Source organism: Frigoribacterium sp. PvP054, from assembly GCF_040547465.1.
In the GTDB taxonomy this organism is placed as follows: domain Bacteria; phylum Actinomycetota; class Actinomycetes; order Actinomycetales; family Microbacteriaceae; genus Frigoribacterium.
In genome coordinates this window covers 44,110-68,417 of sequence record NZ_JBEPPU010000001.1, presented here as the reverse complement: position 1 = coordinate 68,417, position 24,308 = coordinate 44,110, and the positions used below count along the sequence as shown (strand labels likewise).

Sequence of the window (24,308 nt, the reverse complement as noted above, 5' to 3'; positions counted from 1 at the left end):
CGTCTGCCGATCTGGTCGGCGCGCACCGCACCTCCCCGGCCTCCTGCTCATCCCGTGCAGAGCCCGCACAGGGCAGCCCCTAGGGGCGAACCCGCCCCGTGCAGGCCCGAGGCCGCGAGGTGTGACCAGCTCTGCCCCGCCGATCAACGCGGGGGAGCGAAAGGAACCCATCACTCGTGACTGACGTCCAGAACGGCGCCGCTGCGCCGTCCACGCCCGAACTCACCGCCATGCGCCTGCCCCAGCTGCAGGCCCTGGCCTCGTCGCTCGGCATCAGCGGCATCTCGAAGCTGCGCAAGGGCGACCTCGTGGCCGCCATCGCGGCGAAGCAGGGCGAGGGGGCCGCCGTCGAGGTCGCCCCCCAGCCGACGCTCGACGGTGTCGTCGACGCCGGCGTCCCGGCCTCCGTCGAGACCGCCGTCGCCGAGGGCACCGAGGCCCCCGCCGTCGAGGCGACCGAGCCCGCCGAGGCACCGACCCGCGCCCGTCGCGGCTCGCGTCGCGCCACGTCCGCCGCCGGGGCCCCCGAGTCCCGCGGCGCCGGCGACCACGTCAACGCCGGCGAGACCGGCGTCGCCCCCCTCGTCGAGGTGCCCGCCACCGAGGCCGCCGTCGTCGACGCTCCCGCCGCGTCCGAGGCGGCCGCCGAGGTGCCCGCCGCCGAGCAGGACGCCCCTGTCGAGCGTCCGTCGCGCCGTCGGGGCTCACGCCGCGCCTCCGACGCGTCCGTCGCCGCCGACGCGACCCGCCCCGGTGCGTCCGTCGAGGGTCAGGCCGCCGACGCGACCGCCGCCGCCGAACCCGAGGGTGCTTCGACCGAGGGCGCCACGACCGAGGCCGGCGGCTCGACGTCCGACGACGAGGGCAGCGCCGACCAGCAGGGTCGCGGCGACCAGGGTCAGGGCGACCAGCAGGCCGCCGACCAGCAGAACGGCGGTCAGCAGGGTGGCGGTCGTCGCAGCCGCAACCGCAACCGCGGCAAGGGCGGATCGCAGCAGGGCCAGTCCGAGCAGAACGGCGGCCAGCAGAACGGCGGCCAGCAGAACGGCGGCCAGAAGGCCGACGCGTCGCAGAACGCCGCGCAGCAGAACGGTGGCCAGCAGAACGGCCAGCAGCGTGCCGACCAGAAGGCCGAACAGCAGGCCCAGCGTGCCGCCGGCGAGAAGAACGACGCCGCCCGCGGCGAGCAGCCCGGCACGGGGCCGCAGTCCGGCGGCCAGGCCGACGAGGGCGGCCGTCAGGGTCGTGGCCGTCAGCGCGACCGCAAGCGTGGCCGCGGCGCCCAGAACGACGACCTCGAGCCCGAGATCGGCGAGGACGACGTGCTCATCCCCGTCGCCGGCATCCTCGACGTGCTCGAGAACTACGCGTTCGTCCGCACCACGGGCTACCTGCCCGGGGCGAGCGACGTCTACGTCTCGCTCGGCCAGGTCAAGAAGTACCACCTGCGCAAGGGCGACGCCGTCGTCGGCGCCATCCGCCAGCCGCGCGAGGGCGACCAGGGCCAGGGGCGTCAGAAGTACAACGCCATCGTCAAGATCGACTCGATCAACGGCCAGCCCGTCGACGAGGCCGCCAAGCGCGTCGAGTTCAGCAAGCTGACCCCGCTCTACCCGCAGGAGCGCCTCCGACTCGAGACCGAGCCCCAGAAGCTCTCGACCCGCATCATCGACCTCGTGTCGCCGATCGGCAAGGGCCAGCGCGGCCTCATCGTCTCGCCGCCGAAGGCCGGCAAGACCCTCGTGCTGCAGTCGATCGCGAACGCCATCGCGGTGAACAACCCCGAGGTGCACCTCATGGTCGTGCTCGTCGACGAGCGACCCGAAGAGGTCACCGACATGCAGCGCACCGTCAAGGGCGAGGTCATCGCCTCGACCTTCGACCGCCCCGCCGAGGACCACACGACGGTCGCCGAGCTCGCCATCGAGCGGGCGAAGCGCCTGGTCGAGCTGGGTCACGACGTCGTCGTGCTGCTCGACTCGATCACGCGCCTCGGCCGTGCGTACAACCTGGCCGCCCCCGCGTCGGGACGCGTCCTCTCGGGCGGCGTCGACTCGTCGGCCCTGTACCCGCCCAAGCGCTTCTTCGGGGCCGCGCGCAACATCGAGAACGGCGGCTCGCTGACCATCCTCGCCACCGCCCTGGTCGAGACCGGTTCCAAGATGGACGAGGTCATCTTCGAGGAGTTCAAGGGCACCGGCAACATGGAGCTCCGCCTGTCGCGCCACCTGGCCGACAAGCGCATCTTCCCCGCCGTCGACGTCAACGCCTCGGGCACCCGTCGCGAAGAGATGCTGCTCAGCCCCGACGAGGTCAAGATCACCTGGCGCCTGCGTCGGGCCCTGGCCGGGCTCGACCAGCAGCAGGCGCTCGAGATCGTCCTGCGCAACCTGCGCGAGACGCAGTCGAACGTCGAGTTCCTGGTCCAGGTCCAGAAGTCGGTCCCCGCCTCGAACGGACACGACTCGGGCCACAAGGAGCACTGAGCGTGTTCGAGTCGGTGGCCGTGCTGCTGTCGGAGCACGACGACCTGCAGACGCAGCTCAGCGACCCCGCCGTCCACGCCGACGCCGCGCGCGCCAAGAAGATCAACCGCCGCTACGCCGAGCTCAGCCGCATCGTGGCTGCGCACTCGGCGTGGCAGCAGGCGGGTGAGGACCTCGAGGCCGCCCGCGAGCTCGCGAAGGAGGACGAGGCGTTCGCCGACGAGGTGCCCGCCCTCGAGCAGGCGCTCGACGAGTCCCAGGAACGCCTGAGGCGCCTCCTGATCCCTCGCGACCCCGACGACGGGCGCGACGTCATCATGGAGATCAAGGGCGGCGAGGGGGGAGCCGAGAGCGCCCTGTTCGCGGCGGACCTGCTGCGCATGTACCTGCACTACGCCGAGTCGAAGGGCTGGAAGTCCGAGATGATCGCGAGCGACGACTCCGACCTCGGCGGGTACAAGAACGTGCAGGTCGCCATCAAGTCGAACGCCTCCGACCCCTCGCAGGGCGTCTGGGCGCACCTCAAGTACGAGGGCGGCGTGCACCGGGTCCAGCGGGTGCCGGCGACCGAGTCGCAGGGACGCATCCACACCTCGACCACGGGCGTGCTCGTGTTCCCCGAGGTCGACGAGCCCGAAGAGGTCGACATCAACCAGAACGACCTCAAGATCGACGTGTACCGGTCGAGCGGCCCCGGCGGTCAGTCGGTCAACACGACCGACTCCGCCGTCCGCATCACCCACCTGCCCACCGGCATCGTGGTGGCCATGCAGAACGAGAAGAGCCAGCTGCAGAACCGCGAGGCCGGCATGCGGGTCCTGCGCGCGCGCATCCTGGCCCGCCAGCAGGAAGAGCAGGCGGCCATCGCGTCGGACGCCCGCAAGAGCCAGATCCGGGGCATGGACCGGTCGGAACGCATCCGCACCTACAACTTCCCCGAGAACCGCATCGCCGACCACCGCACCGGCTACAAGGCCTACAACCTCGACGCCGTGATGGACGGCGCGCTCGACCCGGTGGTCGACTCGTGCATCCAGGCCGACGAAGAGGCGCGTCTGGCCGAGATCGGCGACACCTCGTCGTGAGCGACGCCATCGCCGCGGCCCTCGGGGGCGTGACGACGGTCGACGCCGCCCTCCGGGTCGCGTCGACCGTCCTCGCCGACGCCGGCGTGCCCTCGCCCGAGGTCGACGCCGAACTGCTCGTCGGCCACGTCACCGGCCTCGACCGGGGCGTGGTCCGGGCGCGGGCCGTCACCTCGGCGGCACTGACGGCCGACGAGCAGGAGGCGCTGGTCGCGGCGGTCGCGCGCCGCGCCTCCCGAGAACCGCTGCAGCACATCACGGGGCGGGCGTCCTTCCGCCGTCTCGAGTTGTTCGTCGGGCCGGGGGTCTTCGTTCCCCGACCCGAGACCGAGGGCGTCGCCCAGCTGGCCGTCGACGCCCTGCGGGCGGTGCCCGAGGCGTCGCCGGTGGCGGTCGACCTCGGCACGGGCAGCGGTGCCCTCGCGCTGTCCCTGGCCTCCGAGGTGCCGACGGCGTCCGTCGTCGCGGTCGAGCTGTCTCCCGAGGCGGCCGTCTGGACCCGCCGGAACATCGCGGCCGTGGGGGTCGACAACGTGCGGCTGGTCGAGGGCGACCTCGCCGACGCGCTGCCCGAGCTCGACGGCCTCGTGTCGGTGGTCGTCTCGAACCCGCCCTACGTGCCCACGGGCATGGTCCCGCGCGACCCCGAGGTGCGCCTGCACGACCCGGCCCTGGCCCTGTACGGCGGTGAGGACGGCCTCGACCTGGTGCGCGCGTTGTCGCTGACGGCGAAGCGCCTGCTGCGGCCCGGGGGAGCCCTCGTCATCGAGCACGGCGAGCGACAAGGAGGCGCGATCCGCGACCTCCTGACGGCCGACGGCTGGCGGTCCCCGGCCACGCATCCCGACCTGGCCGGTCGCGACCGGGCGACCACGGCGGTGCGCTGAGCGGGTTCTCCCGGTCCGTCGCACTATCATCGTCAGGTCATGGCCACTTTTCACGACTGCTCCGTCGACTCCGAACTGCTCGCCGGCATGCGCATGGCGCGCGGTGCCATCGGGCGGGGTGAGCTCGTGGTGCTGCCCACCGACACCGTCTACGGCGTGGCCGCGGACGCTTTCGACCCGACCGCCGTCCAGCGCCTGCTCGACGCCAAGGGCCGCGGGCGCCAGTCGCCGCCCCCGGTGCTGATCAAGGGTCAAGAGACCCTCGCCGCGCTCACCGACCGCGTGCCCGAGGTGGTCCGTCCGCTGCTCGACGAGTTCTGGCCCGGGCCGCTCACGGTGATCTTCCGGGCCCAGGCGTCGCTCAGCTGGGATCTCGGTGAGACCCGGGGCACCGTCGCCCTCCGCGTGCCGAGCCACCGCATCGCACTCGAGTTGCTCGAAGAGACGGGCCCCCTCGCGGTGTCGAGCGCCAACCTCACCGGCAAGCCGGCCGCCGAGTCGGCGGGCGACGCCCGACGCATGCTCGGCGACTCGGTGTCGGTCTACCTCGACGACGGCCCCGCGGGCACGTCGTACGAGCACATGGCCGGGGCCAACACGGGCTCGACCATCGTCGACGCGACGGCGGGCGCGGACGGCGTGCTCCGCATCGTGCGGCACGGCGTCCTCGCCGACGCCGACATCATCCGCGTCGTCGGGGCCGACGCCCTCGCGTGAGGTACTACCTCCTCGCGCTGGCGATCTCGGCAGCGGTCAGCTTCGTGCTCTCCGTGGTCGTCTGGCGGGTGGGGCTCAAGTACCGCCTCTACCCGAAGATCCGCGAGCGTGACGTCCACCAGACCCCCACGCCCCGTCTCGGCGGCATCGCGATGTGGGCGGGCATCGTCGTCGCCTTGCTCGCGGCGTGGTTCGTCTTCCCGCTGATCTCGGGCGTCGACTACTTCCGCCTGGTGTTCGCCGACGCCGGGCCGCCCCTCGCCATCATCGGCGCGGCGACCATCATCGTGGTGATCGGCGTCGTCGACGACCTCTTCGACCTCGACTGGATGACCAAGCTGGCCGGGCAGATCATCGCGGCCGGGGTGCTGGCCTGGCAGGGCGTGCAGCTGGTCTCCCTGCCGATCGGCGGCAGCCTCGCCATCGGATCGCCCTACATGTCGCTCGTGCTGACGGTCCTCACCATCGTCCTCGTGATGAACGCGGTCAACTTCATCGACGGTCTCGACGGTCTCGTGGCCGGGGTCGCCATCATCGCCAACGGCGTGTTCTTCGTCTACAGCTTCGTCATCTCGATCACCATCGGCCAGACCGAGTACTTCAACCTCGCGGCGCTGTTGTCGGCCGTGCTGATCGGGGCGTGCCTGGGCTTCCTGCCCCTGAACTGGCACCCCGCCAAACTCTTCATGGGCGACGCCGGCGCCCTCCTGACCGGCCTCGTCATGGCCACGAGCGCGATCTCGGTGACCGGTCAGATCGACCCGGCGGGCATCTCGCGGACGGCGCTCCTCCCGGCCTTCATCCCGATCGTGCTGCCCTTCGCGATCCTGATCGTCCCGCTGCTCGACTTCGGCCTGGCCGTCCTGCGGCGCGTCAGCGCCGGCAAGTCGCCCTTCACGGCCGATCGCAAGCACCTCCACCACCGGTTGCTCGACATGGGCCACTCGCACTTCCAGGCCGTCCTGATCTTCTACGCCTGGACGCTCGTCGCCGCCGTGGGCGGCCTGATGTTCCTCTTCGTCAAGCCGACCTACCTCGTGGCCGTGTTCCTCGGCGTCGGCCTCGTCGCCTGCACCGCGGCGACCCTCTCCCCCCTGAGTCGCCGCAAGAAGGTCGAGATCGCCGTCCAGACCACCCGCACCGGAGAACTGTCGACGACCGCGTCCGACCGCTTCGATCCGCTCGACGCCGCCGCCGACGCACTCGACCCACACGACACCGACACCGCCGCCCAGGCCGTGGTGCCCGAACTGACGAACCCGAAGGACCACCCATGAACGCCAGCTCGATCTTCACGCAGATCCTCAAGTACACGGGCCTGCTCGCCCTCGTCATCGCCGTGGTCGGCGGCGGGCTCGGCTACCTGTTCGCCGGCACCGACGGCCTCTGGAGCGCCCTCGTGGGCGTGGGGCTGGCGATCCTCTTCGCCGCCATCACGGCCGCGAGCATGCTCGTCGCCATCCGGTTCACGCTCGGGGCCTTCTTCGGCATCGTGATGGGCGCCTGGCTGCTCAAGCTGGTGATCTTCATCGCGCTGCTCGTGGTGCTGCGCGACCAGCCCTTCGTCGACGACGTCGTGCTCTTCCTCGCCCTCGTGGTGTCGATCGTCGGCACCCTCGCGGTCGACGCGCTCGTGGTCGTCCGAGGCCGCCTGTCGTACGTGAGCGACGCGTCGTTGCCCCCCGCCCCCAGCGAGTGACCGACGATGCGTGCAGACGGTGAAAATAGCTCGACCGATTCGTGGAAGCAAGCATTACCTTGATAGGGTTGACGACGTTCCCCGGCCGCGTCTCCAGCGTGCACGGATGACAAACCCCACCAATCGTCGCGACACTTCAGGGTGCTCGCCCCGACACAGGAGATAGCGCTGATAGCGAACGCTGTGAACCTGCTCTCCGCTGCCGAAGCCGGCCACGGGGACGGGGGATTCCACGCCCCGACTCTTGACGAGTTCTTCCCTCCCGCCATCTTCTTCGAGGGCACGCCCTTCGAGCTGAACCGCATCATGCTGGTCCGCCTCTTCGCGATCGCCGTCATGTTGCTGCTGTTCTGGCTGGCCCTGCGCAAGGGGCGGCTCATCCCGTCCCGCGGGCAGAGCATCGCCGAACTGGGCCTCGACTTCGTCCGCATCCAGATCGTCGAGGAGATCCTCGGCGAGAAGCTCGGTCGGAAGTACCTGCCCCTGCTGGCCGCCATGTTCTTCGGCATCTTCGCCATGAACATCACGGGCATCATCCCCGGCCTCAACATCGCCGGCACCTCGGTCATCGCCATGCCGCTGCTGTTGGCGGTCGTCGCGTACGTCATGTTCATCTACGCGGGCTTCCGTGAAGCCGGCGGGGCGACCTTCCTGCGCAACGCGCTCTTCCCGCCCGGTGTGCCGTGGGTCATGTACATCCTGCTGACGCCCATCGAGTTCATCAACATCTTCATCGTCCGCCCGATCTCGTTGGCGCTCCGACTGCTGTTGAACATGATGGTCGGCCACCTCCTGCTGGTGCTCTGCTTCGCGGCGACGCACTTCTTCTTCTTCAGCATGAGCGGGGGCTTCGTGGCCTTCGGCGCCCTCACCCTCATCGGCGGCTTCGTGATGACCATCGTCGAGATGGCCGTCGCCGTGCTGCAGGCCTACGTCTTCACGCTCCTCGCCTCGGTCTACATCCAACAGGCCGCGGCGAAAGAACACTAAATACAGACGACGCACGTCATCCGACGAGCATCGCCCAACCGGAAGGAAACACAAGTGGACACCACCACGATCCTCGCTGAGATCAACGGCAACATCGCGACCGTCGGCTACGGCCTCGCTGCGATCGGCCCCGGCATCGGTATCGGCATCGTCGCGGGCAAGACCGTCGAGGCCATGGCACGTCAGCCCGAGCTGGCCGGCCGCCTGCAGGTCACGATGTTCCTCGGCATCGCGTTCACCGAGCTGCTGGGCTTCATCGGCCTCGCCGCCGGCTTCATCTTCTCCTGATCAGTTAGGACGACACACCGATGATCGAGACGATCCTCGCGGCCGAGGGTGGTGCGCCCGAAGGCGCCGCCATCTTCTTCCCCGCTGGTTACGACATCCTCTGGTCCTTGGTCGTCTTCGTGGTCATCGCTGCGTTCTTCGGGCTCTTCGCGATCCCCAGGTTCCGCAAGATCCTCGACGAGCGTGCCGAGCGCATCGAAGGCGGCATCAAGCACGCCGAGGCCGCCCAGGCCGAAGCGGCCAAGGCCCTCGACGAATACAAGAAGCAGCTGGCCGACGCCCGTGCCGAGGCCGCTCGCATCCGTGAGGCTGCGCGAGCCGAGGGCAACGAGATCATCGCCGAGCTGAAGCAGCAGGCGCAGGCCGATGCCGACCGCATCACCGCCTCCGCCCACGCCCAGATCGAGGCCGAGCGTCAGGCCGCCGTCGCGTCCCTGCGGTCCGAGGTCGGTTCGCTGGCCATCGACCTCGCCTCCGGCGTCATCGGCGAGTCGCTCAGCGACGACGCCAAGGCGTCGGCCGTGGTCGACCGGTTCCTGGCCGACCTCGAGGCGGACGAGAACGCTAAGGCGGGCAACTGACGATGGGTTCCATGTCCCGAGAAGCACTCGGCTCGGCGCGGGCGGTCCTGTCCGACCTCGGCGGGTCGGTCGACTTGACGACGGGCGAGCAGCTGCTCGACGCCGGTCGGGTCGTCGGGGGTTCCGTCCAGCTGCAGTCGTACCTCGCCGACCCCGCCGTCGACGTCGTCACGAAGAAGCAGTTGCTCGACCGGCTCTTCGGGTCGTTCTCCGATTCGACGCGTGCTCTGCTCGTGTCCGTCGTCGGCAGCCGCTGGTCGTCGTCCGACGACCTGCTCGCCGGCATCGAAGAGGTCGCCTTCCGTGCGATCGCCTCGACGGTCCCGGCCGACAGCAGCATCGAGAACGAGCTCTTCGCCTTCGACGCCGCCGTCCGCACCGACGCGCAGCTCGAACTGGCCATCGGTTCCAAGCTCGGCGACCCCGCCGCCAAGGCGGCGCTCGTCGAGCGGCTGCTCGGAGGCAAGGCCAGTCGGCAGACCGTGGTGATCGTCATGCACCTGGTCCGCCAACCCCGCGGTCGTCGCATCGGAGAACTGCTGCGTCACGCGGCCGACGTCGTCGCCGACCAGTCGGACCAGCTCGTCGCCACCGTCACGAGCGCCGTCGTCCTCGACGACGCCCACGTCACGCGCTTGCAACAGGGCTTGGCCAAGCAGTTCGGGCGTAGCCTGCGCATCAACCAGGTCGTCGACCCCGCCGTCGTGGGCGGTCTCCGCGTCCAGGTGGGCGACGAGGTCATCGACGGCACCGTCGCGACCAAGCTCAGCCTGCTCCGCCTGCAGCTCGCCGGCTAGTCACGCTCTCACACACAGACTCGAGGCCTCCCGAAGCCTCGCTACGAATAGGAATCACAATGGCAGACATCAAGATCAGCCCGGATGAGATTCGCGACGCGCTGAAGGACTTCGTCTCGTCGTACGAGCCCTCGAAGGCCTCGACCACCGAGGTCGGCCACGTCACGGACGCAGCCGACGGCATCGCCCACGTCGAGGGACTCCCCGGCGTCATGGCGAACGAGCTCATCCGCTTCGCGGACGGCACGCAGGGCCTGGCCCAGAACCTCGACGAGGACGAGATCGGCGCCATCGTGCTCGGCGAGTTCTCCGGGATCGAAGAGGGCATGGAGGTCACCCGCACGGGTGAGGTCCTGTCCGTCCCGGTCGGAGACGGCTACCTGGGTCGCGTCGTCGACCCGCTGGGCGCTCCCATCGACGGCCTCGGCGACATCGCCACCGAGGGGCGTCGCGCCCTCGAGCTCCAGGCTCCCGGCGTCATGCAGCGCAAGTCGGTCCACGAGCCGATGCAGACCGGCATCAAGGCCATCGACGCCATGATCCCCGTCGGCCGTGGCCAGCGTCAGCTCATCATCGGCGACCGCCAGACCGGCAAGACGGCGATCGCGATCGACACGATCATCAACCAGAAGGCCAACTGGGAGTCCGGCGACGAGAACAAGCAGGTCCGCTGCATCTACGTCGCCATCGGTCAGAAGGGTTCGACCATCGCCTCGGTGAAGGGTGCCCTCGAAGAGGCCGGCGCCATGGAGTACACGACGATCGTCGCGGCTCCGGCATCCGACCCCGCCGGCTTCAAGTACCTCGCTCCCTACACCGGTTCGGCCATCGGCCAGCACTGGATGTACAGCGGCAAGCACGTCCTGATCATCTTCGACGACCTGTCGAAGCAGGCCGAGGCCTACCGTGCCGTGTCGCTGCTGCTCCGCCGCCCGCCGGGACGCGAGGCGTACCCGGGTGACGTCTTCTACCTGCACTCGCGTCTGCTGGAGCGTTGCGCGAAGCTGTCCGACGAGCTCGGTGCCGGCTCGATGACGGGTCTGCCCATCATCGAGACCAAGGCCAACGACGTCTCGGCGTACATCCCGACCAACGTCATTTCGATCACCGACGGCCAGATCTTCCTGCAGTCCGACCTGTTCAACGCCAACCAGCGTCCCGCGGTCGACGTCGGCATCTCGGTGTCGCGAGTCGGTGGCGACGCCCAGGTGAAGTCGATCAAGAAGGTCTCCGGCACGCTCAAGCTCGAGCTCGCCCAGTACCGCTCGCTCGAGGCCTTCGCGATGTTCGCGTCCGACCTCGACGCGGCGAGCCGCCGTCAGCTCGCCCGTGGTGCCCGCCTCACCGAGCTGCTCAAGCAGCCGCAGTACTCGCCGTACCCCGTCGAGGACCAGGTCGTCTCGATCTGGGCCGGCACGAACGGCAAGCTCGACGAGGTCCCCGTTCCCGACATCCTGCGCTTCGAGCGCGAGCTGCTCGACTACATGGGTCGCAACACCTCGGTGCTGTCCGACCTGCGGGAGAAGAACGTCCTGACCGACGAGATCGTCGCGGCCCTCGAGAGCGGCATCGACTCGTTCAAGCAGGAGTTCCAGACCGGTGAGGGCAAGCCGCTCGCCTCGGTCGGACGCGAAGAGTTCCAGGCCACCGACGCCGACGACGTCAACCAGGAGAAGATCGTCAAGACGAAGCGCTGACGCGCCCGTCCGACGTTCACGACTGACGAGACAACAGGAGAGTAATGGGAGCCCAACTCCGGGTCTACCGGCAGAGGATCCGCTCTGCGCAGACGACCAAGAAGGTCACTCGCGCGATGGAGCTCATCTCGGCCTCGCGCATCCAGAAGGCGCAGGCCCGGATGAAGGCTTCCGGGCCGTACTCGCGGGCCATCACCCGGGCGGTGTCGGCCGTGGCGACGTTCTCGGACGTCGACCACGTGCTGACCACCGAGCCCGAGACGGTCGAGCGAGCCGCGATCGTCGTGTTCACGTCCGACCGCGGTCTGAACGGTGCGTTCAGCTCGAACACGCTGAAAGAGAGCGAGCAGCTGGCACAGCTGCTGCGCAGCCAGGGCAAAGAGGTCGTCTACTACCTGGTGGGTCGCAAGGCCCAGGGGTACTTCGCCTTCCGTCGACGTGACGCCGAGCAGGTCTGGACGGGCAACACCGACCAGCCCGAGTTCGCCACGGCGAAGGAGATCGGCGACGCGGTGGTGTCGAAGTTCCTCACCGAGGCGGCCGAGGGTGGCGTGGACGAGATCCACATCGTCTACAACCGCTTCGTGAACATGGTCAGCCAGGTTCCCGAGGTCGTCCGGCTGCTGCCCCTTGAAGTCGTCGAGGGCATCGAGGAGCCCGGCGAGGACGAGGTCCTCCCGCTGTACGACTTCGAGCCCGACCCGACCGAGGTGCTGGACGCCCTGCTCCCGGTCTACATCGAGAGCCGCATCTTCAACGCCATGCTGCAGTCGGCCGCTTCAGAGCACGCCGCTCGACAGAAGGCCATGAAGGCTGCCAGCGACAACGCCGACACCCTCATCCGCGACTTCACCCGCCTCGCGAACAACGCGCGTCAGGCCGAGATCACGCAGCAGATCTCCGAGATCGTGGGCGGCGCAGACGCCCTCGGGTCGGCCAAGTAGAGCTCTGCACCACAGCATCATCATCCGAAGAGAGAGAAGCCATGACTGACACCGCAACCGCACCGGTCGCGACCGAGTCGGCTCCCGGCGTCGGGCGCATCGCCCGGGTCACGGGCCCCGTCGTCGACATCGAGTTCCCGCACGATGCCATCCCCGGCGTCTACAACGCGCTGACCACCAAGATCACCATCGGTGACACCACCACGCAGATCACGCTCGAGGTCGCCCAGCACCTCGGTGACGACCTCGTCCGTGCCATCGCCCTCAAGCCCACCGACGGCATCGTCCGCGGGCAGGAGGTCATCGACACCGGCGCACCCATCTCGGTGCCCGTCGGCGACGTGACCAAGGGCAAGGTCTTCAGCGTCACGGGTGAGATCCTCAACCTCGAGGGTGACGAGACGGTCGAGATCACCGAGCGCTGGCCGATCCACCGCAAGCCGCCGCAGTTCGACCAGCTCGAGTCGAAGACGCAGCTCTTCGAGACCGGCATCAAGTCCATCGACCTGCTCACGCCCTACGTGCAGGGTGGCAAGATCGGCCTGTTCGGTGGTGCCGGCGTCGGCAAGACGGTGCTCATCCAAGAGATGATCCAGCGTGTCGCGCAGGACCACGGTGGTGTCTCGGTGTTCGCCGGTGTCGGTGAGCGCACCCGTGAGGGCAACGACCTCATCGCCGAGATGGACGAGGCGGGCGTCTTCGACAAGACCGCCTTGGTCTTCGGCCAGATGGACGAGCCGCCGGGAACCCGTCTCCGCGTCGCGCTCTCGGCTCTCACCATGGCCGAGTACTTCCGCGACGTGCAGAAGCAGGACGTGTTGCTCTTCATCGACAACATCTTCCGCTTCACGCAGGCCGGTTCCGAGGTCTCGACGTTGCTCGGCCGCATGCCGTCCGCCGTGGGCTACCAGCCCAACCTCGCCGACGAGATGGGCGTGCTCCAGGAGCGCATCACGTCGACGCGTGGTCACTCGATCACCTCGCTGCAGGCGATCTACGTTCCGGCCGACGACTACACCGACCCGGCGCCGGCCACGACGTTCGCGCACCTCGACGCGACCACCGAGCTGTCGCGTGAGATCGCGTCGCAGGGTCTGTACCCGGCGATCGACCCGCTGACGTCGACGAGCCGCATCCTCGACCCCCGCTACCTGGGCCAGGCGCACTACGACACCGCCATCCGGGTCAAGGCGATCCTGCAGAAGAACAAAGAGCTGCAGGAGATCATCGCCATCCTCGGTGTCGACGAGCTGTCCGAGGAAGACAAGATCACGGTGTCGCGTGCACGCCGCATCCAGCAGTTCCTGTCGCAGAACACCTACATGGCGAAGAAGTTCACCGGTGTCGAGGGCTCGACCGTCCCCCTGAAGGACACCATCGAGTCGTTCACGGCGATCGCCGACGGTGAGTTCGACCACGTCGCCACGCAGGCGTTCTTCAACGTCGGCTCGATCTCGGACGTCGAAGAGAAGTGGGCTCAGATCCAGAAGGAGAACGGCTGATCGTGGCTGCTCTCACTGTCAGCGTCGTCTCGGCCGACCACGAGGTGTGGTCGGGCGAGGCGTCGTCGATCGTCGCTCGCACCGCCGAGGGTGAGATCGGAATCCTCCCCGGCCACGAGCCGATCCTGGCGATCCTGGCCTCGGGCCAGGTCAGGGTCCGGTTGTCCGACGGCAGCACCGTCGAGGCCACCGCCGACGACGGGTTCCTGTCCGTCGAGAACGACACCGTCACGGTCGTCGCGCGCAACGCGCAGCTGAACTGACGTCGGTCCGTCCGCTCCACCTCGATCCATGCTGTTCCTGCTGCCCCCGTCCGAGACCAAACTCGACGGGGGCAGCGCTGGTTCACGACTGGACGTGACGGGACTGTCGTTCGGGGCCCTCGAGGCGCCGCGCCGCGCCTCCTTGTCCCTTCTCCACGAGATGACGCGTGACGACGTGGCTGCGGCCCGGGCGTTGAGGCTCGGCCCGACGCAGGCCCACGAGATCGAGCGCAACCGGGTCGTGTCGTCGTCGCCGACGATGCCGGCGCTGGCGCGCTACACCGGCGTGCTCTTCGACCCGCTCGACGTGTCGAGCCTCGACGCCGCATCGTGGCGGTGGGCGCAGCGGCACGTCGTGGTGCACTCGGCCCTGTTCGGGTTGGTGCGCGCTGCCGACGAGATCCCCGCCTACCGTCTGTCGCACGACTCGAAGGTCGGCGGGACGACCCTGAAGAAGGTGTGGCGCGCGCCGGTGTCCGGCGTCCTCGCGGGCCTGGACGAGCCCGTCGTCGATCTCCGATCCGAGGGCTACGTCGGCCTCGGGCCCGCGGGTGACGGATCGACGTACGTCCGGGTCGTGTCGGACGCCGGCGACCGGCGTCGCGCCCTGAACCACTTCAACAAGAAGTCGAAGGGGTTGTTCGTCCGGGCCCTCTTGACGGACCGGCCCGACCTCGCGGACGTGCACGACCTGGCGGACTGGGCCCGGGGACGCGGTTTCGTCATCGAGCCGGGGCTCGAGACCGTGCTCGTGGCCGAGTCGGTCCTCGACGCCGCCTGACGTCGTCCCCGGCGGACCGGTCACCGACACGTGCTCGACGGGCAGCCGTCAGTCGAGGGGGACGGGGCCGTCACGGAAGGCGATGCCTTCGTGGCGGAGCAGCCACTTCTTCGTCTCGGCACCTGCGCCGACGGTGTAGCCGGTGACCCCGCCCGTCCTGCCGAGGACGCGGTGGCACGGCACGAGCAGGGGCATCGGGTTGGCGGCCACCGCCCCGCCGACGGCGCGCCCGGCCCGAGGGTTGCCGAAGGTGCCCCCCAGCCGCCCGTAGGTCGTGGACGAGCCCCATTCGACCTCGAGCAACGCCGACCAGACGGAGCGCTGGAAGGTCGACCCGACGAGACGCAACGGCAGGTCGAAACGGGTGCGGACGCCGTCGAAGTAGCCGTCCACCTGTCGTCGGGCGGCGTCGAGCAGGCTGTCGGGTCGCTCGGGCAGGTGGTCGTGGGGCAGTTCACCGTGCTGCTCGACGGCCAGGGCCTCGACCGCGAAGTGACGGCTGACGATCTCGATGCGCCCGACGGGGGAGTCGAGCCGGACGAGCCCCGGTGGCTCGTCGTCGGCCGCCGGGCCGGGTGGCAGCGGAGGCACGAGGACGAGGTCGGTCATGGCGTCACGCTAGGGCGTGGGGCTGCACCCGATGCCGGTGCGCTCCGAGGATGTGGACGGAGGCGCGGGGTCGCGTGCCTGGGGAGGACACGTCGGACGAGCCTCGTCCCGTCGTCGCCGTGCCGGGGACGGGCGGTAGCGTGGTCGTCGTGTCGGTCGGCGTCCTCGCCGGACGCCGGTGAGAGGAGCCGCATGTCCACCGAACGACCGTCCGATCCGTGGCACGACCTCCACGGGGTCGAGGACACGGTCGTCGTCCGCCCCCGAACGCCGCCCGCCGTGGCCGACGACGACGACACGGTCCTGCGGGCTCGGGGCCGGTCGACGCCGGCGACGGGGCAGGGTCCCCGTGGGTCCGGCCGACCGGCACCGCGCCTCCACGGACTGCGCGTCGCCGGGCACGAGGTGCTCCTCGACGTGCCCGTCGTGGTGGGTCGCAGTCCGACCGCGCCCCGCGTGGTCGACGGCGTCGCCCCCCGTCTGCTGGTCGTGCCGTCGGCGACCCACGAGGTGTCGGGCTCGCACGTCGAGGTGCGCCAGCAGGGCGAGACCGTGGTCGTCACCGACCTGCGCTCGACCAACGGCACGCGGGTGACCGAGCCGGGACGCGTTCCCGTGAGTCTGCGGCAAGGCGAGTCGCTCGTGGCGCGTGCAGGCACGATAGTGGACGTAGGTGACGGGAACCTTCTCGAGATCCTGCCTCCCCAGCGCCTCATCCCGACGAAAGAACCCCTCCTGTGACAGAGCTCGGCCGACCCACGACCGCCCATGCCCTCGGACTCGACGACGTCGGGCTGACCCTCGACTGGGCGGGGGTGACCGACGTCGGTCGTCGTCGCGCCCACAACGAGGACAGCTACCTGGCCGAGTCGCCCCTCTTCGTGGTCGCGGACGGGATGGGCGGGCACAGCGCGGGCGACGTCGCGAGCGACGCCGTCGTCCGCCGCATGAGCGAGATCCGGTCACGACCCTTCGCCACCACCGACGACGTCGAGGCGGCGCTGAGGGTCGCCACCGAGGACATCGCCGTGGCGGCAGCCGACACCGAGCTCGGGGTCGGGACGACGGCGACCGGGGCGTTCCTCTCGCGTGACGGCGACGACGGTGGCGTCGAGTTCACGGTCTTCAACGTGGGCGACTCGCGGGTCTACCTGTTCGAGGACGGTCGACTGCGGCAGGTGACGGTGGACCACTCGGTCGTCCAAGAGATGGTCGACGCCGGGCTCCTGCACGCGGACGACGCCGAGAAGCACCCCGACAGCAACGTCATCACCCGGGCCGTCGGCTTCGACGTCGACCCCCGGCCCGACTACTGGCGCCTGCCCGCTCGACCGGGCCTGCGCCTCCTGGTCTGCTCCGACGGCCTGACGAAAGAGCTGTCGGCAGCTCGGATCGCCGACCTCCTGGCGAGTGTCGAGGGGGCCGAACCGGCCGCGACGGCCCTCGTCGAGGCCGCCGTCGAGGCGGGAGGCCGCGACAACGTGACGGCCGTCGTCGTCGACGTCCGCGGCAGGTCGACGCCGGTCGCCGAGTAGCCGTTCGGGCCCGTCCGGACGCCTCGTCCCCCGAAGTGGGGGGACAGGGCCCGTCCACAGGCGGGTGGGCAGGCCTCTCGGGCGTCGGCGGCCGCCGCTTAGAATGACTGCGGTCGGACCGACGCCGACCGGCTCTGCCGAGCCGACCCCGCACCGATCCCCGAGGAGGCGACGTGGCACGACGACTGCCGTCCGCGCCGCCCGTGCTGCCGGGTTTCTCGCACGTCCGCGTCCTCGGGTCGGGTGGTTTCGCCGACGTCTTCCTGTACGAGCAGAACATGCCCCGCCGTCAGGTCGCCGTCAAGGTCATGTTGAGCGAGGTCGTGAACGACCAGGTCCGACAGATGTTCCAGGCCGAGGCCAACCTCATGGCCCAGCTGAGCGCGCATCCGTCGATCCTCACGGTGTTCCAGGCGAGCGTCTCGGCCGACGGGCGCCCGTACCTCGTGATGGAGCTCTGCTCGTCGTCCCTCAGCGAGCGGTACCGCCGCGACCGCATCCCCGTCGCCGACGTGCTGCGCATCGGCGTCAAGATCGGCAGCGCGGTCGAGACCGCGCACCGTCAAGGCGTGCTGCACCGCGACCTCAAGCCCTCCAACATCCTGATGACGGCCTACGGCCATCCGGTCCTGTCCGACTTCGGCATCGCCGCCTCCCTCAGCGAGAGCGAACCGCAAGAGGTCGTCGGCATGTCGATCCCGTGGTCCGCACCCGAGGTGCTGCTCGACGAGACGAACGGCACGATCGAGTCCGAGGTGTGGTCGCTCGGTGCGACCGTCTACTCGTTGCTGGCGGGGCGGAGCCCCTTCGAGGTGCTGGGCGGCGACAAGAACGGCGCGTCCGACCTCATCGGCCGCATCGACAAGGCGAAGCTCGTGCCGACGGGCCGGACCGACGTCCCTCCGACGCTCGAGCGTCTGCTCGCACGGTCCATGTCCCGGCGGCCCGAGCAGCGTCAGGCCAGCGTGCTCGAGTTCGTGCGCGAACTCCAGCAGGTCGAGAGCGAGCTCGGCGTCGCCCAGACGCCCATCGAGGTGGCCGTCGACGACTGGGCCCTCGCCACCGTCGCCGACCTCGAGGACAAGACGCGCCTCCGGGGGGTCAAGCCCGTCCAGGCGTCGCGCCGACGTCGCCGACGTCGCGCCACCGAGGCCCAGGTCCAGGCGCAGCAGGGCGTCTCGCTGCAGCAGAGCCGCGCGGTGCCCCGCAGCACCGGCACCCGGCCGGCACGCAACCGCACCATGCTCGTGGTCGTCTGGTCCCTCGTCGCGGCGGCGGTCGTGGGCATCGGCCTGGCCGCCACGGCGACCCTCGTGCTGGTCCGGTCGACGTCGACCGAGATCCCCCGGGTGTCCGACGTCGCGTCGTCGAGCGATGGTGCGTCCGTCGTGTTCAGCTGGAGCGACCCCGGCCTCCGAGCGGGCGACACCTACGTGATCTCGACCGGTGGGCAGACGAGCCAGCAGTCCGCCGACCGTTTCGTCGCCACGCCGGCCGATCCTGGTGACGAGGTCTGCATCACCGTCACCGTCAGTCGCGGCGGGTCGACCGGGCCGGCCAGCAACGAGAACTGCGCGACGGCGGGCCAGGGCTGATGGGGCGTCTGCTCGACTGGGCCTCGCGTCGGCGGTCGGCGGTCGCGACCGGCGTCGGCGTCATCGTGGTCGCCACCCTCGTGACCACGGTCGCCGTGGCCAGTTCCGGCTACGAGGCGCAGCGGCTCGACCTGTCCGACGGCACCGTGTGGGTGGCCAGCGGCGATCGCGCGGCGATCGGGCGGGCGAACACCGACGTGCTCCAGCTGAACTCGGCGGTCCGCAGCAGCGGGGCCGACATCTCCGTCGCCCAGCGGGGCCAGGACGTCCTGCTCGTCGACCGCGGCAACGCCACGGTCGGCATCGTCGACACCGCGACGGCCGAGATCGCCGAGAGCGTCCCGTTGCCGCCCGAGTCGCCCGAGGTGTCGATCGCCGGCGACCGGGCACTGGTCGTGTCGCAGGGGACGGGCGAGGTGTGGAGCCAGCCCGTCGCCGAACTGCCGTCCTTCAGCAACGAGGTCGACCCCGACCTGAGCCTCGGCAAGGGCCTGGTCACCAGCGTCACGCCCCGGGGCACGGTGGCCGCCTACTCGACCGACACCGGCGAGGTGTCGGTCTTCGACGGGACGGTGTCGCCCGACGTCGCCGAGACCCACGACGTGCCGGCCGCCTCGTCGTCCGGTCAGCAGGTCGCCTCCGTGGGCGACCACTGGGCGGTCCTCGACACCGTGACCGGCGCCCTCGTGGTCGACGGCCGTCGGGTCGACCTCTCCGACCGCGTCTCGGGCGGACTCGCCCTGCAGGCCGGGTCCGACACGGGGGACGGCGTGATGGTGGCGACGTCCACGGGGCTGCTGTCCGTCTCCTTCGACGGCGACCGCGTCACCGAGGTGGTCGACGGCCGAGACGGCAAGCCCACGCGGCCCGTCGTCGTCGACGACTGCCGCTACGCCGCCTGGGCCGGCGGCTCGGCCTGGAGCGATTGCGCGTCGACGCGCGGGGGAGTCCTCGCCCTCGACGAGGTGCCCGGAGGGGCGGACCTGGTCTTCGACGTCAACGAGCGCCGCGTCGTGCTGAACGACCCGGCGACCGGCCGGTCCTGGGCCGTGCAGCGATCCGGCCAGTTGATCGACAACTGGTCCGACCTCTTCCAAGAAGACCGCGATCGAGAAGAGCAACAAGAGAACGACGACGAGCGACCTCCCGAGCTCGACCCCGACCAGAAGGCCCCGATCGCCGTCGACGACGCCTTCGGAGCCCGGCCGGGACGTGCGAGCACCCTGCCCGTCCTGCTGAACGACTACGACCCGAACGGCGACCCGCTCGTCGTCGAGCAGGCCGAGACGCTCGCCGGGTCGGTGGGCCGGATCGACCTGGTCAACGACCGTCAGCAGGTGCTGCTGACGCTTCCCGACACCGCCTCGGGCACGTTCTCGTTCGACTACACGATCTCCGACGGCCGGGGCGGTCAGGCGACCGCCACCGTGACCGTCACCGTCCGTCAGCCCGCAGAGAACTCGGCACCCCAGCAGGTGCGTCAGACGACGGCCTCGGTGTCGTCGTCCGGACGCGTCACGTCGTCGGTGCTGGGCGACTGGGTCGACCCCGACGGTGACGCCTTCTACCTCACCTCGGCGGGCGGAACGGCGGGCGTGTCGTACAAGCCGTCCGGAGACGTCGTCTACCAGGACTCCGGCGCGGGCGAGGCGGCCGTCGACGTGCCGCTGACCGTCTCCGACGGTCGGGACGAAGGGCGGGGTTCGCTCGCGGTCACCATCATGGGGCCCGGGCAGGTGCCCCTCGAGGCCCTTCCCTTCTCCCAGCAGGCCTACGCGGGCCAACAGCTCACCGTGCGGCCCCTCACGTACGCTCGTGGTGGCACCGGGACGATCAAGCTGAACAGCGTGCCGGCCAAAGCCGACGTGAGCATCACACCCAACTACGAACAGGGCACGTTCCGCTTCGCGAGCGACGCACCCGGCACCCACCTCCTCGAGTACACGGTGACGGACGGTGACCAGACCGCGACGGGCACGGTGCGCGTCGACGTGCAGTCACCTCCGGACGCGGGCACGCCACCGATCACCACGCCGAAGACCGTCTTCGTCGAGACCCTCGGCACGCAGACCCTCGACGTCGTCGCGACGGATCGCGATCCCGCCAACAACGTGCTCATGCTCACGGCGACCGACGTCGTCCCCGCCTCGTCCGGCGTGAAGGTCGAGACGCTCGACCAGCGTTACGCGCGCGTGACGCTCACGGCTCCCCTCGAGGACGGCCCGGTCACGTTCGGTTACACCGTCAGCAACGGCCTCGCCTCGGCGGTCGGCACCGTGACGGTCGTCGAGATCCCGCGGCGGGCGATCACGCAACCTCCGATCGCGACCGACGACCAGGTGACCGTCCGGGTGGGTGACTCCATCGACATCGACGTGCTCGCCAACGACGAGCAGCCAGACGGGGACGAACTGGCCCTGGTGCCTCGGCTCGAGACCGACGTGCCCGCGGGCAGCGGCCTGCTGTTCGCGTCGGGCAACCGTCTGCGCTACCTCGCTCCGTCGAGCCCGGGCAACGTGACCGCGACGTACACCGTCGAGGGTCCGGACGGGCAGCGGGCGTCGGCCCAGGTCGCCATCGCGGTCAGGGAGGTCGACGCCGGGAGCAACGCGGCCCCCGCGCCGCAGGCCGTGACGGCACGTGTCGTCGCCGGTGAGACCGTCCGCGTCGGCATCCCCCTCGACGGCGTCGATCCCGACGGCGACTCGGTGCAACTGCTCGGGGTCGGGACGAACCCCGAGAAGGGAAGCGTCTCGACGGTCGGGACCGACTACGTCGAGTACCAGGCGAACGCCAGTTCGGCGGGCACGGACTCGTTCACCTACACCGTGGTCGACGGTCTGGGCGCCCGGGCGACGGGAACGGTCCGGGTGGGCATCTCGACCCGCGCCGACGGTTCGCGCGACCCGATCGCCGTGGCCGACGCCGTGACCATGCGTCCCGGGGGTTCCATCACCGTCCGCGTGCTCGACAACGACTCCGATCCCGACGGCGGCGCGTTGTCGGTCGATGCCGTCGAGCCCAACGGCGAGGGCATCGTGGCCGAGGTGGTGTCGGGGACGATGGTGTCGGTGACGCCCCCCGAGTCGCCGGGGACCTACGGCCTCGTCTACACCGTGTCGAACCAACAAGGCGGGCAGAGCTCCACCTTCGTCACGGTCACGGTCGACCCGGACGCGCCGCTCAACTACCCGCTTGCCGACGACACCGTGCTCGGCCTGAGCGACATCGCCGGCCGTCAGACCGTCACCGTGAACCCCCTCACCAACGTCTTCTTCTCGGACGGCAGCACGTCGCGACTCGATCTCGGCCTCGAGCCGGGCTTCGGGACGACCGCGGAGGTGACTCCGAACTCGAGGGTCACCGTCCGCATCACGGACTCCAGCCAGATCATCCCGTTCTCCGTCTCACGGAAGGACGACCCCGGCATCAGGGCCTACGCCTTCATCGTGGTGCCCGGATTCGACGACGCCCTGCCCCAGATCGACCGGACGGTCCGCCCCCTCTCGGTCGAGAGCGAGAAGGCCGTCACCATCGACCTGAACCGCTACGTCATCTCGGCCGGGACCAACGGCGTGCGCCTCACCGACCCCGGGACGGTCCGCGCGACCAACTCGAACGGAGACGACCTCGTCGTCGACGACACGACCCTCCGCTTCACCTCGGCCGACCTGTTCTCCGGCACGGCCTCCATCTCGTTCCAGGTCACCGACGGCCGGTCCGCGGACGACCCTGACGGCCGGACCGCGTCGCTCGTCCTGCCGATCACCGTCACCTCGCGCGAGAACCAGCCACCGGTCTTCAACGGCGTCTCGGTCGATCTCGAACCCGGGCAGTCCCGGACGCTCGACCTCGCGCGCCTCACCACCTATCCGTACCCCGACGACGTCGACGAGCTGCGCTACTCCGTCGATCAGGGCGGCCTGGCGGGCTTCGGCTTCGATCTGTCGGGTTCACAGCTCACGGTGTCGGCCGACGCGGGCACGGTCAGGGGGACGAGCAGGACACTCCCCGTCGCCGTCAGCGATGCACTCAACCCGGGGCGTGGTGGCACCGTCACGCTGTCCGTGGTGGGGTCGACGCGGCCCCTCGCCCAGCCGGCCGCCGATCGGGCCGTCGTCCGACGCGGGGCGTCGACCACGGTCGACGTCCTGCAGAACGACCAGGCGACCAACCCGTTCCCCGGGCAGGCGTTGCGGGTCGTGGCCATCCGCGGCCTGAACGGCGGGTCCGTGCCGTCAGGGGTGTCGATCACCCCCAGCGGCGACAACCGCAGCCTCGCCGTGTCGGTCGCCGCCTCGGCAGCCCCCGGCGACACGAGCCTGCAGTACCAGGTCGCCGACGTGACCAACGACCCCGACCGGTACGTCTGGGGCACGGTGACGATCAGCGTGCAGGACGTCCCGAACGCGCCGAACGCACCCGTGCGGACGGGCACGTTCACCGGTGGTCAGCTCACGCTGAGCTACACGGCACCCGCCGCCAACAACTCGCCCCTGACGGGTTACCGTCTGACCGGCACGGGGTCCGCCGGCGGCTCGTACACGAAGGACTGCGGCCTGGCGACGGTCTGCACCCTCACCGACCTCGACCCCGAGCAGACCTTCCGCTTCTCGGTGACCGCCGTCAACGGCATCGGCGAGTCGGCCGCCAGCGCCTCGAGCGAACCGTACAGCGCGGACTACGTCCCGGCGGCACCGACCGGCGTCAAGGCCGTGCCGACCGCCAACGCGGGTGAGCTCCAGCTCTCGTGGAACACCGTGCCGAAGCCGAGCCCCGGCACCGCCGTCATCGGCTACACGATCGAGATGACCGGTGAGAACGCGCCCGCACGACGCGACACCGTGTCCGCGTCCACGGTCGTCGGCGGCCTGACACCGGGGCAGCAGTACACCTTCCGGGTGTTCGCCCGGAACTCGGCGCAGGTCAGCAGCGACGCCGACTGGGCACGGAGCGACGTCGCCCAGGCCTCGGCCTTCGGTCCGCCCGGACAGACGTCGCCGAGCGCGGTCGTCCAGTCCGACGGCACGATCAGGGTCTCGTGGTCCGCGGCGTCCGCAGCCGGTTCCGCCCCGGTGAGCTATTCGCTCTGGCGGACCGAGGGAACGGCCACGGGCACCGACTGCTCGACCTCACGGACGAGGATCGCCTCGTCGGCCTCGAGCCCGACGGACGACAAGACGGCGGAGAACGGCAAGCGCTACACCTACTTCGTGCACGCGGACAACACCGTGTTCTGTTCGGCGTCGGCGACCTCGGTCGCCAGTCTGCCGGGCAAGGCACGCGGGACGATCAGCGTCGAGAACAACGGTCGGGACCAGTTCGACGTGAGGGTCACGGACCTCGGCGTCGACGGAGACGCCCAGGGCGTCTTCTACCAAGCGAGGTTCGCGGACAAGGACTGGGTCACCCCGTCGGCCGACGGGTTCGTGACCTCGCTGGCCGACTCGTCGGTCTACGGTCGCAACGCGTCCGTCGTCCTCCGGGCCTGCCGGGCGTCGTCGTGCTCGAACCTGACCTCCGACGCGAGTCAGCGGGTGACGCCGCTCCAGACCGTCGGAACCATCGACTCGTGTCAGCCCGGGGGACGCCTCGCCACGAGCGACCCCCGGAACAGCGGTGGGACCACCTCGACGACCTTCCAGATCCAGTACAACGTGCCCCTGGTGCTCGGCATCGCCAACTGGGTCGACGCCGATCCGGAGGACCAGAGGGCCGTCCCCGCCGACGCGGCGGGGGCGCGCGTCAGGGTGACGGTCGTCCCCGAGACCGGCGATCCTCAGACGGCGTCCGACTGGGTCACGGCAAGCTGTGGCTGACGACGTGACCCTCCACCACGAGAGAGACAGCAC

At 70.1% G+C, this 24,308-nt stretch carries 20 protein-coding genes; 19 read left to right on the top strand and 1 reads right to left on the bottom strand.

What is annotated here, in order from left to right:
- Positions 1-230: 230 nt before the first annotated feature.
- From rho to ABID81_RS00245, 15 genes are all read left to right on the top strand, one after another.
- Positions 231-2,486: a transcription termination factor Rho gene (gene rho / locus ABID81_RS00315; protein WP_354593303.1), complete on the top strand. Its 2,256-nt coding sequence runs from the start codon at positions 231-233 to the stop codon at positions 2,484-2,486.
- A gap of 2 nt (positions 2,487-2,488) precedes the next feature.
- On the top strand, positions 2,489-3,571 hold the full coding sequence (prfA, locus tag ABID81_RS00310) for a peptide chain release factor 1 (RefSeq protein ID WP_354592868.1): 1,083 nt from the start codon (positions 2,489-2,491) through the stop codon (positions 3,569-3,571).
- Positions 3,568-4,458 carry a peptide chain release factor N(5)-glutamine methyltransferase gene (gene prmC / locus ABID81_RS00305; protein WP_502915164.1) on the top strand — a complete coding sequence of 297 codons (891 nt, stop codon included), beginning with the start codon at positions 3,568-3,570 and terminating at the stop codon, positions 4,456-4,458. Before prfA ends, prmC begins: the two co-directional genes overlap by 4 nt.
- Positions 4,459-4,497: 39 nt before the next feature.
- On the top strand, positions 4,498-5,175 hold the full coding sequence (locus tag ABID81_RS00300) for an L-threonylcarbamoyladenylate synthase (RefSeq protein ID WP_354592867.1): 678 nt from the start codon (positions 4,498-4,500) through the stop codon (positions 5,173-5,175).
- Positions 5,172-6,452, top strand: coding sequence for an MraY family glycosyltransferase (locus ABID81_RS00295; protein ID WP_354592866.1), 1,281 nt, complete (start codon positions 5,172-5,174; stop codon positions 6,450-6,452). Before ABID81_RS00300 ends, ABID81_RS00295 begins: the two co-directional genes overlap by 4 nt.
- A complete protein-coding gene (locus ABID81_RS00290; protein ID WP_354592865.1) occupies positions 6,449-6,874 on the top strand; it encodes a Cg1360 family ATP-synthase-associated protein in 426 nt (141 codons plus the stop codon). The genes ABID81_RS00295 and ABID81_RS00290 overlap by 4 nt, the downstream gene beginning before the upstream one ends.
- Positions 6,875-7,057: 183 nt before the next feature.
- Positions 7,058-7,864, top strand: a complete 807-nt coding sequence (gene atpB, locus ABID81_RS00285) for a F0F1 ATP synthase subunit A (RefSeq protein ID WP_354592864.1) — start codon at positions 7,058-7,060, stop codon at positions 7,862-7,864.
- A 54-nt stretch (positions 7,865-7,918) separates the two neighbouring features.
- Positions 7,919-8,152, top strand: a complete 234-nt coding sequence (atpE, locus tag ABID81_RS00280; protein ID WP_043594505.1) for an ATP synthase F0 subunit C — start codon at positions 7,919-7,921, stop codon at positions 8,150-8,152.
- Positions 8,153-8,172: 20 nt separating this feature from the next.
- Complete coding sequence (locus ABID81_RS00275; protein WP_354592863.1) at positions 8,173-8,733, top strand: F0F1 ATP synthase subunit B; 561 nt, start codon at positions 8,173-8,175, stop codon at positions 8,731-8,733.
- 2 nt (positions 8,734-8,735) lie between these two features.
- Positions 8,736-9,530 (top strand): F0F1 ATP synthase subunit delta, encoded by a 795-nt coding sequence (locus ABID81_RS00270; RefSeq protein WP_354592862.1) that lies wholly within the window; start codon positions 8,736-8,738, stop codon positions 9,528-9,530.
- A gap of 59 nt (positions 9,531-9,589) precedes the next feature.
- Positions 9,590-11,227 (top strand): F0F1 ATP synthase subunit alpha, encoded by a 1,638-nt coding sequence (gene atpA / locus ABID81_RS00265; protein WP_354592861.1) that lies wholly within the window; start codon positions 9,590-9,592, stop codon positions 11,225-11,227.
- A 44-nt stretch (positions 11,228-11,271) separates the two neighbouring features.
- Complete coding sequence (locus tag ABID81_RS00260) at positions 11,272-12,171, top strand: F0F1 ATP synthase subunit gamma (RefSeq protein WP_043594511.1); 900 nt, start codon at positions 11,272-11,274, stop codon at positions 12,169-12,171.
- Positions 12,172-12,212: 41 nt separating this feature from the next.
- Positions 12,213-13,673, top strand: coding sequence for a F0F1 ATP synthase subunit beta (gene atpD, locus ABID81_RS00255; protein WP_354592860.1), 1,461 nt, complete (start codon positions 12,213-12,215; stop codon positions 13,671-13,673).
- Between the two features lie 2 nt (positions 13,674-13,675).
- On the top strand, positions 13,676-13,936 hold the full coding sequence (locus ABID81_RS00250) for a F0F1 ATP synthase subunit epsilon (protein ID WP_056256999.1): 261 nt from the start codon (positions 13,676-13,678) through the stop codon (positions 13,934-13,936).
- Positions 13,937-13,964: 28 nt separating this feature from the next.
- Positions 13,965-14,717 (top strand): YaaA family protein, encoded by a 753-nt coding sequence (locus tag ABID81_RS00245; RefSeq protein WP_354592859.1) that lies wholly within the window; start codon positions 13,965-13,967, stop codon positions 14,715-14,717.
- Positions 14,718-14,765: 48 nt separating this feature from the next.
- Here ABID81_RS00245 and ABID81_RS00240 read toward each other — a convergent pair whose 3' ends face one another.
- Positions 14,766-15,326: a methylated-DNA--[protein]-cysteine S-methyltransferase gene (locus ABID81_RS00240; RefSeq protein WP_354592858.1), complete on the bottom strand. Its 561-nt coding sequence runs from the start codon at positions 15,324-15,326 to the stop codon at positions 14,766-14,768.
- Between the two features lie 192 nt (positions 15,327-15,518).
- Here ABID81_RS00240 and ABID81_RS00235 point away from each other — a divergent pair, with 192 nt between their 5' ends.
- The 4 genes from ABID81_RS00235 to ABID81_RS00220 all read left to right on the top strand — a co-directional run bounded on the left by ABID81_RS00235 (position 15,519) and on the right by ABID81_RS00220 (position 24,275).
- Entirely contained in the window at positions 15,519-16,067 is a 549-nt protein-coding gene (locus ABID81_RS00235) for an FHA domain-containing protein (RefSeq protein WP_354592857.1), read from the top strand.
- Positions 16,064-16,861, top strand: coding sequence for a PP2C family protein-serine/threonine phosphatase (locus ABID81_RS00230; protein WP_354592856.1), 798 nt, complete (start codon positions 16,064-16,066; stop codon positions 16,859-16,861). The genes ABID81_RS00235 and ABID81_RS00230 overlap by 4 nt, the downstream gene beginning before the upstream one ends.
- 173 nt (positions 16,862-17,034) lie before the next feature.
- The gene (locus ABID81_RS00225; protein ID WP_354592855.1) at positions 17,035-18,456 is read left to right on the top strand and encodes a serine/threonine-protein kinase; all 1,422 of its coding nucleotides are present in this window, start codon (positions 17,035-17,037) and stop codon (positions 18,454-18,456) included.
- Entirely contained in the window at positions 18,456-24,275 is a 5,820-nt protein-coding gene (locus ABID81_RS00220; RefSeq protein ID WP_354592854.1) for an Ig-like domain-containing protein, read from the top strand. The genes ABID81_RS00225 and ABID81_RS00220 overlap by 1 nt, the downstream gene beginning before the upstream one ends.
- Positions 24,276-24,308 lie beyond the last annotated feature (33 nt).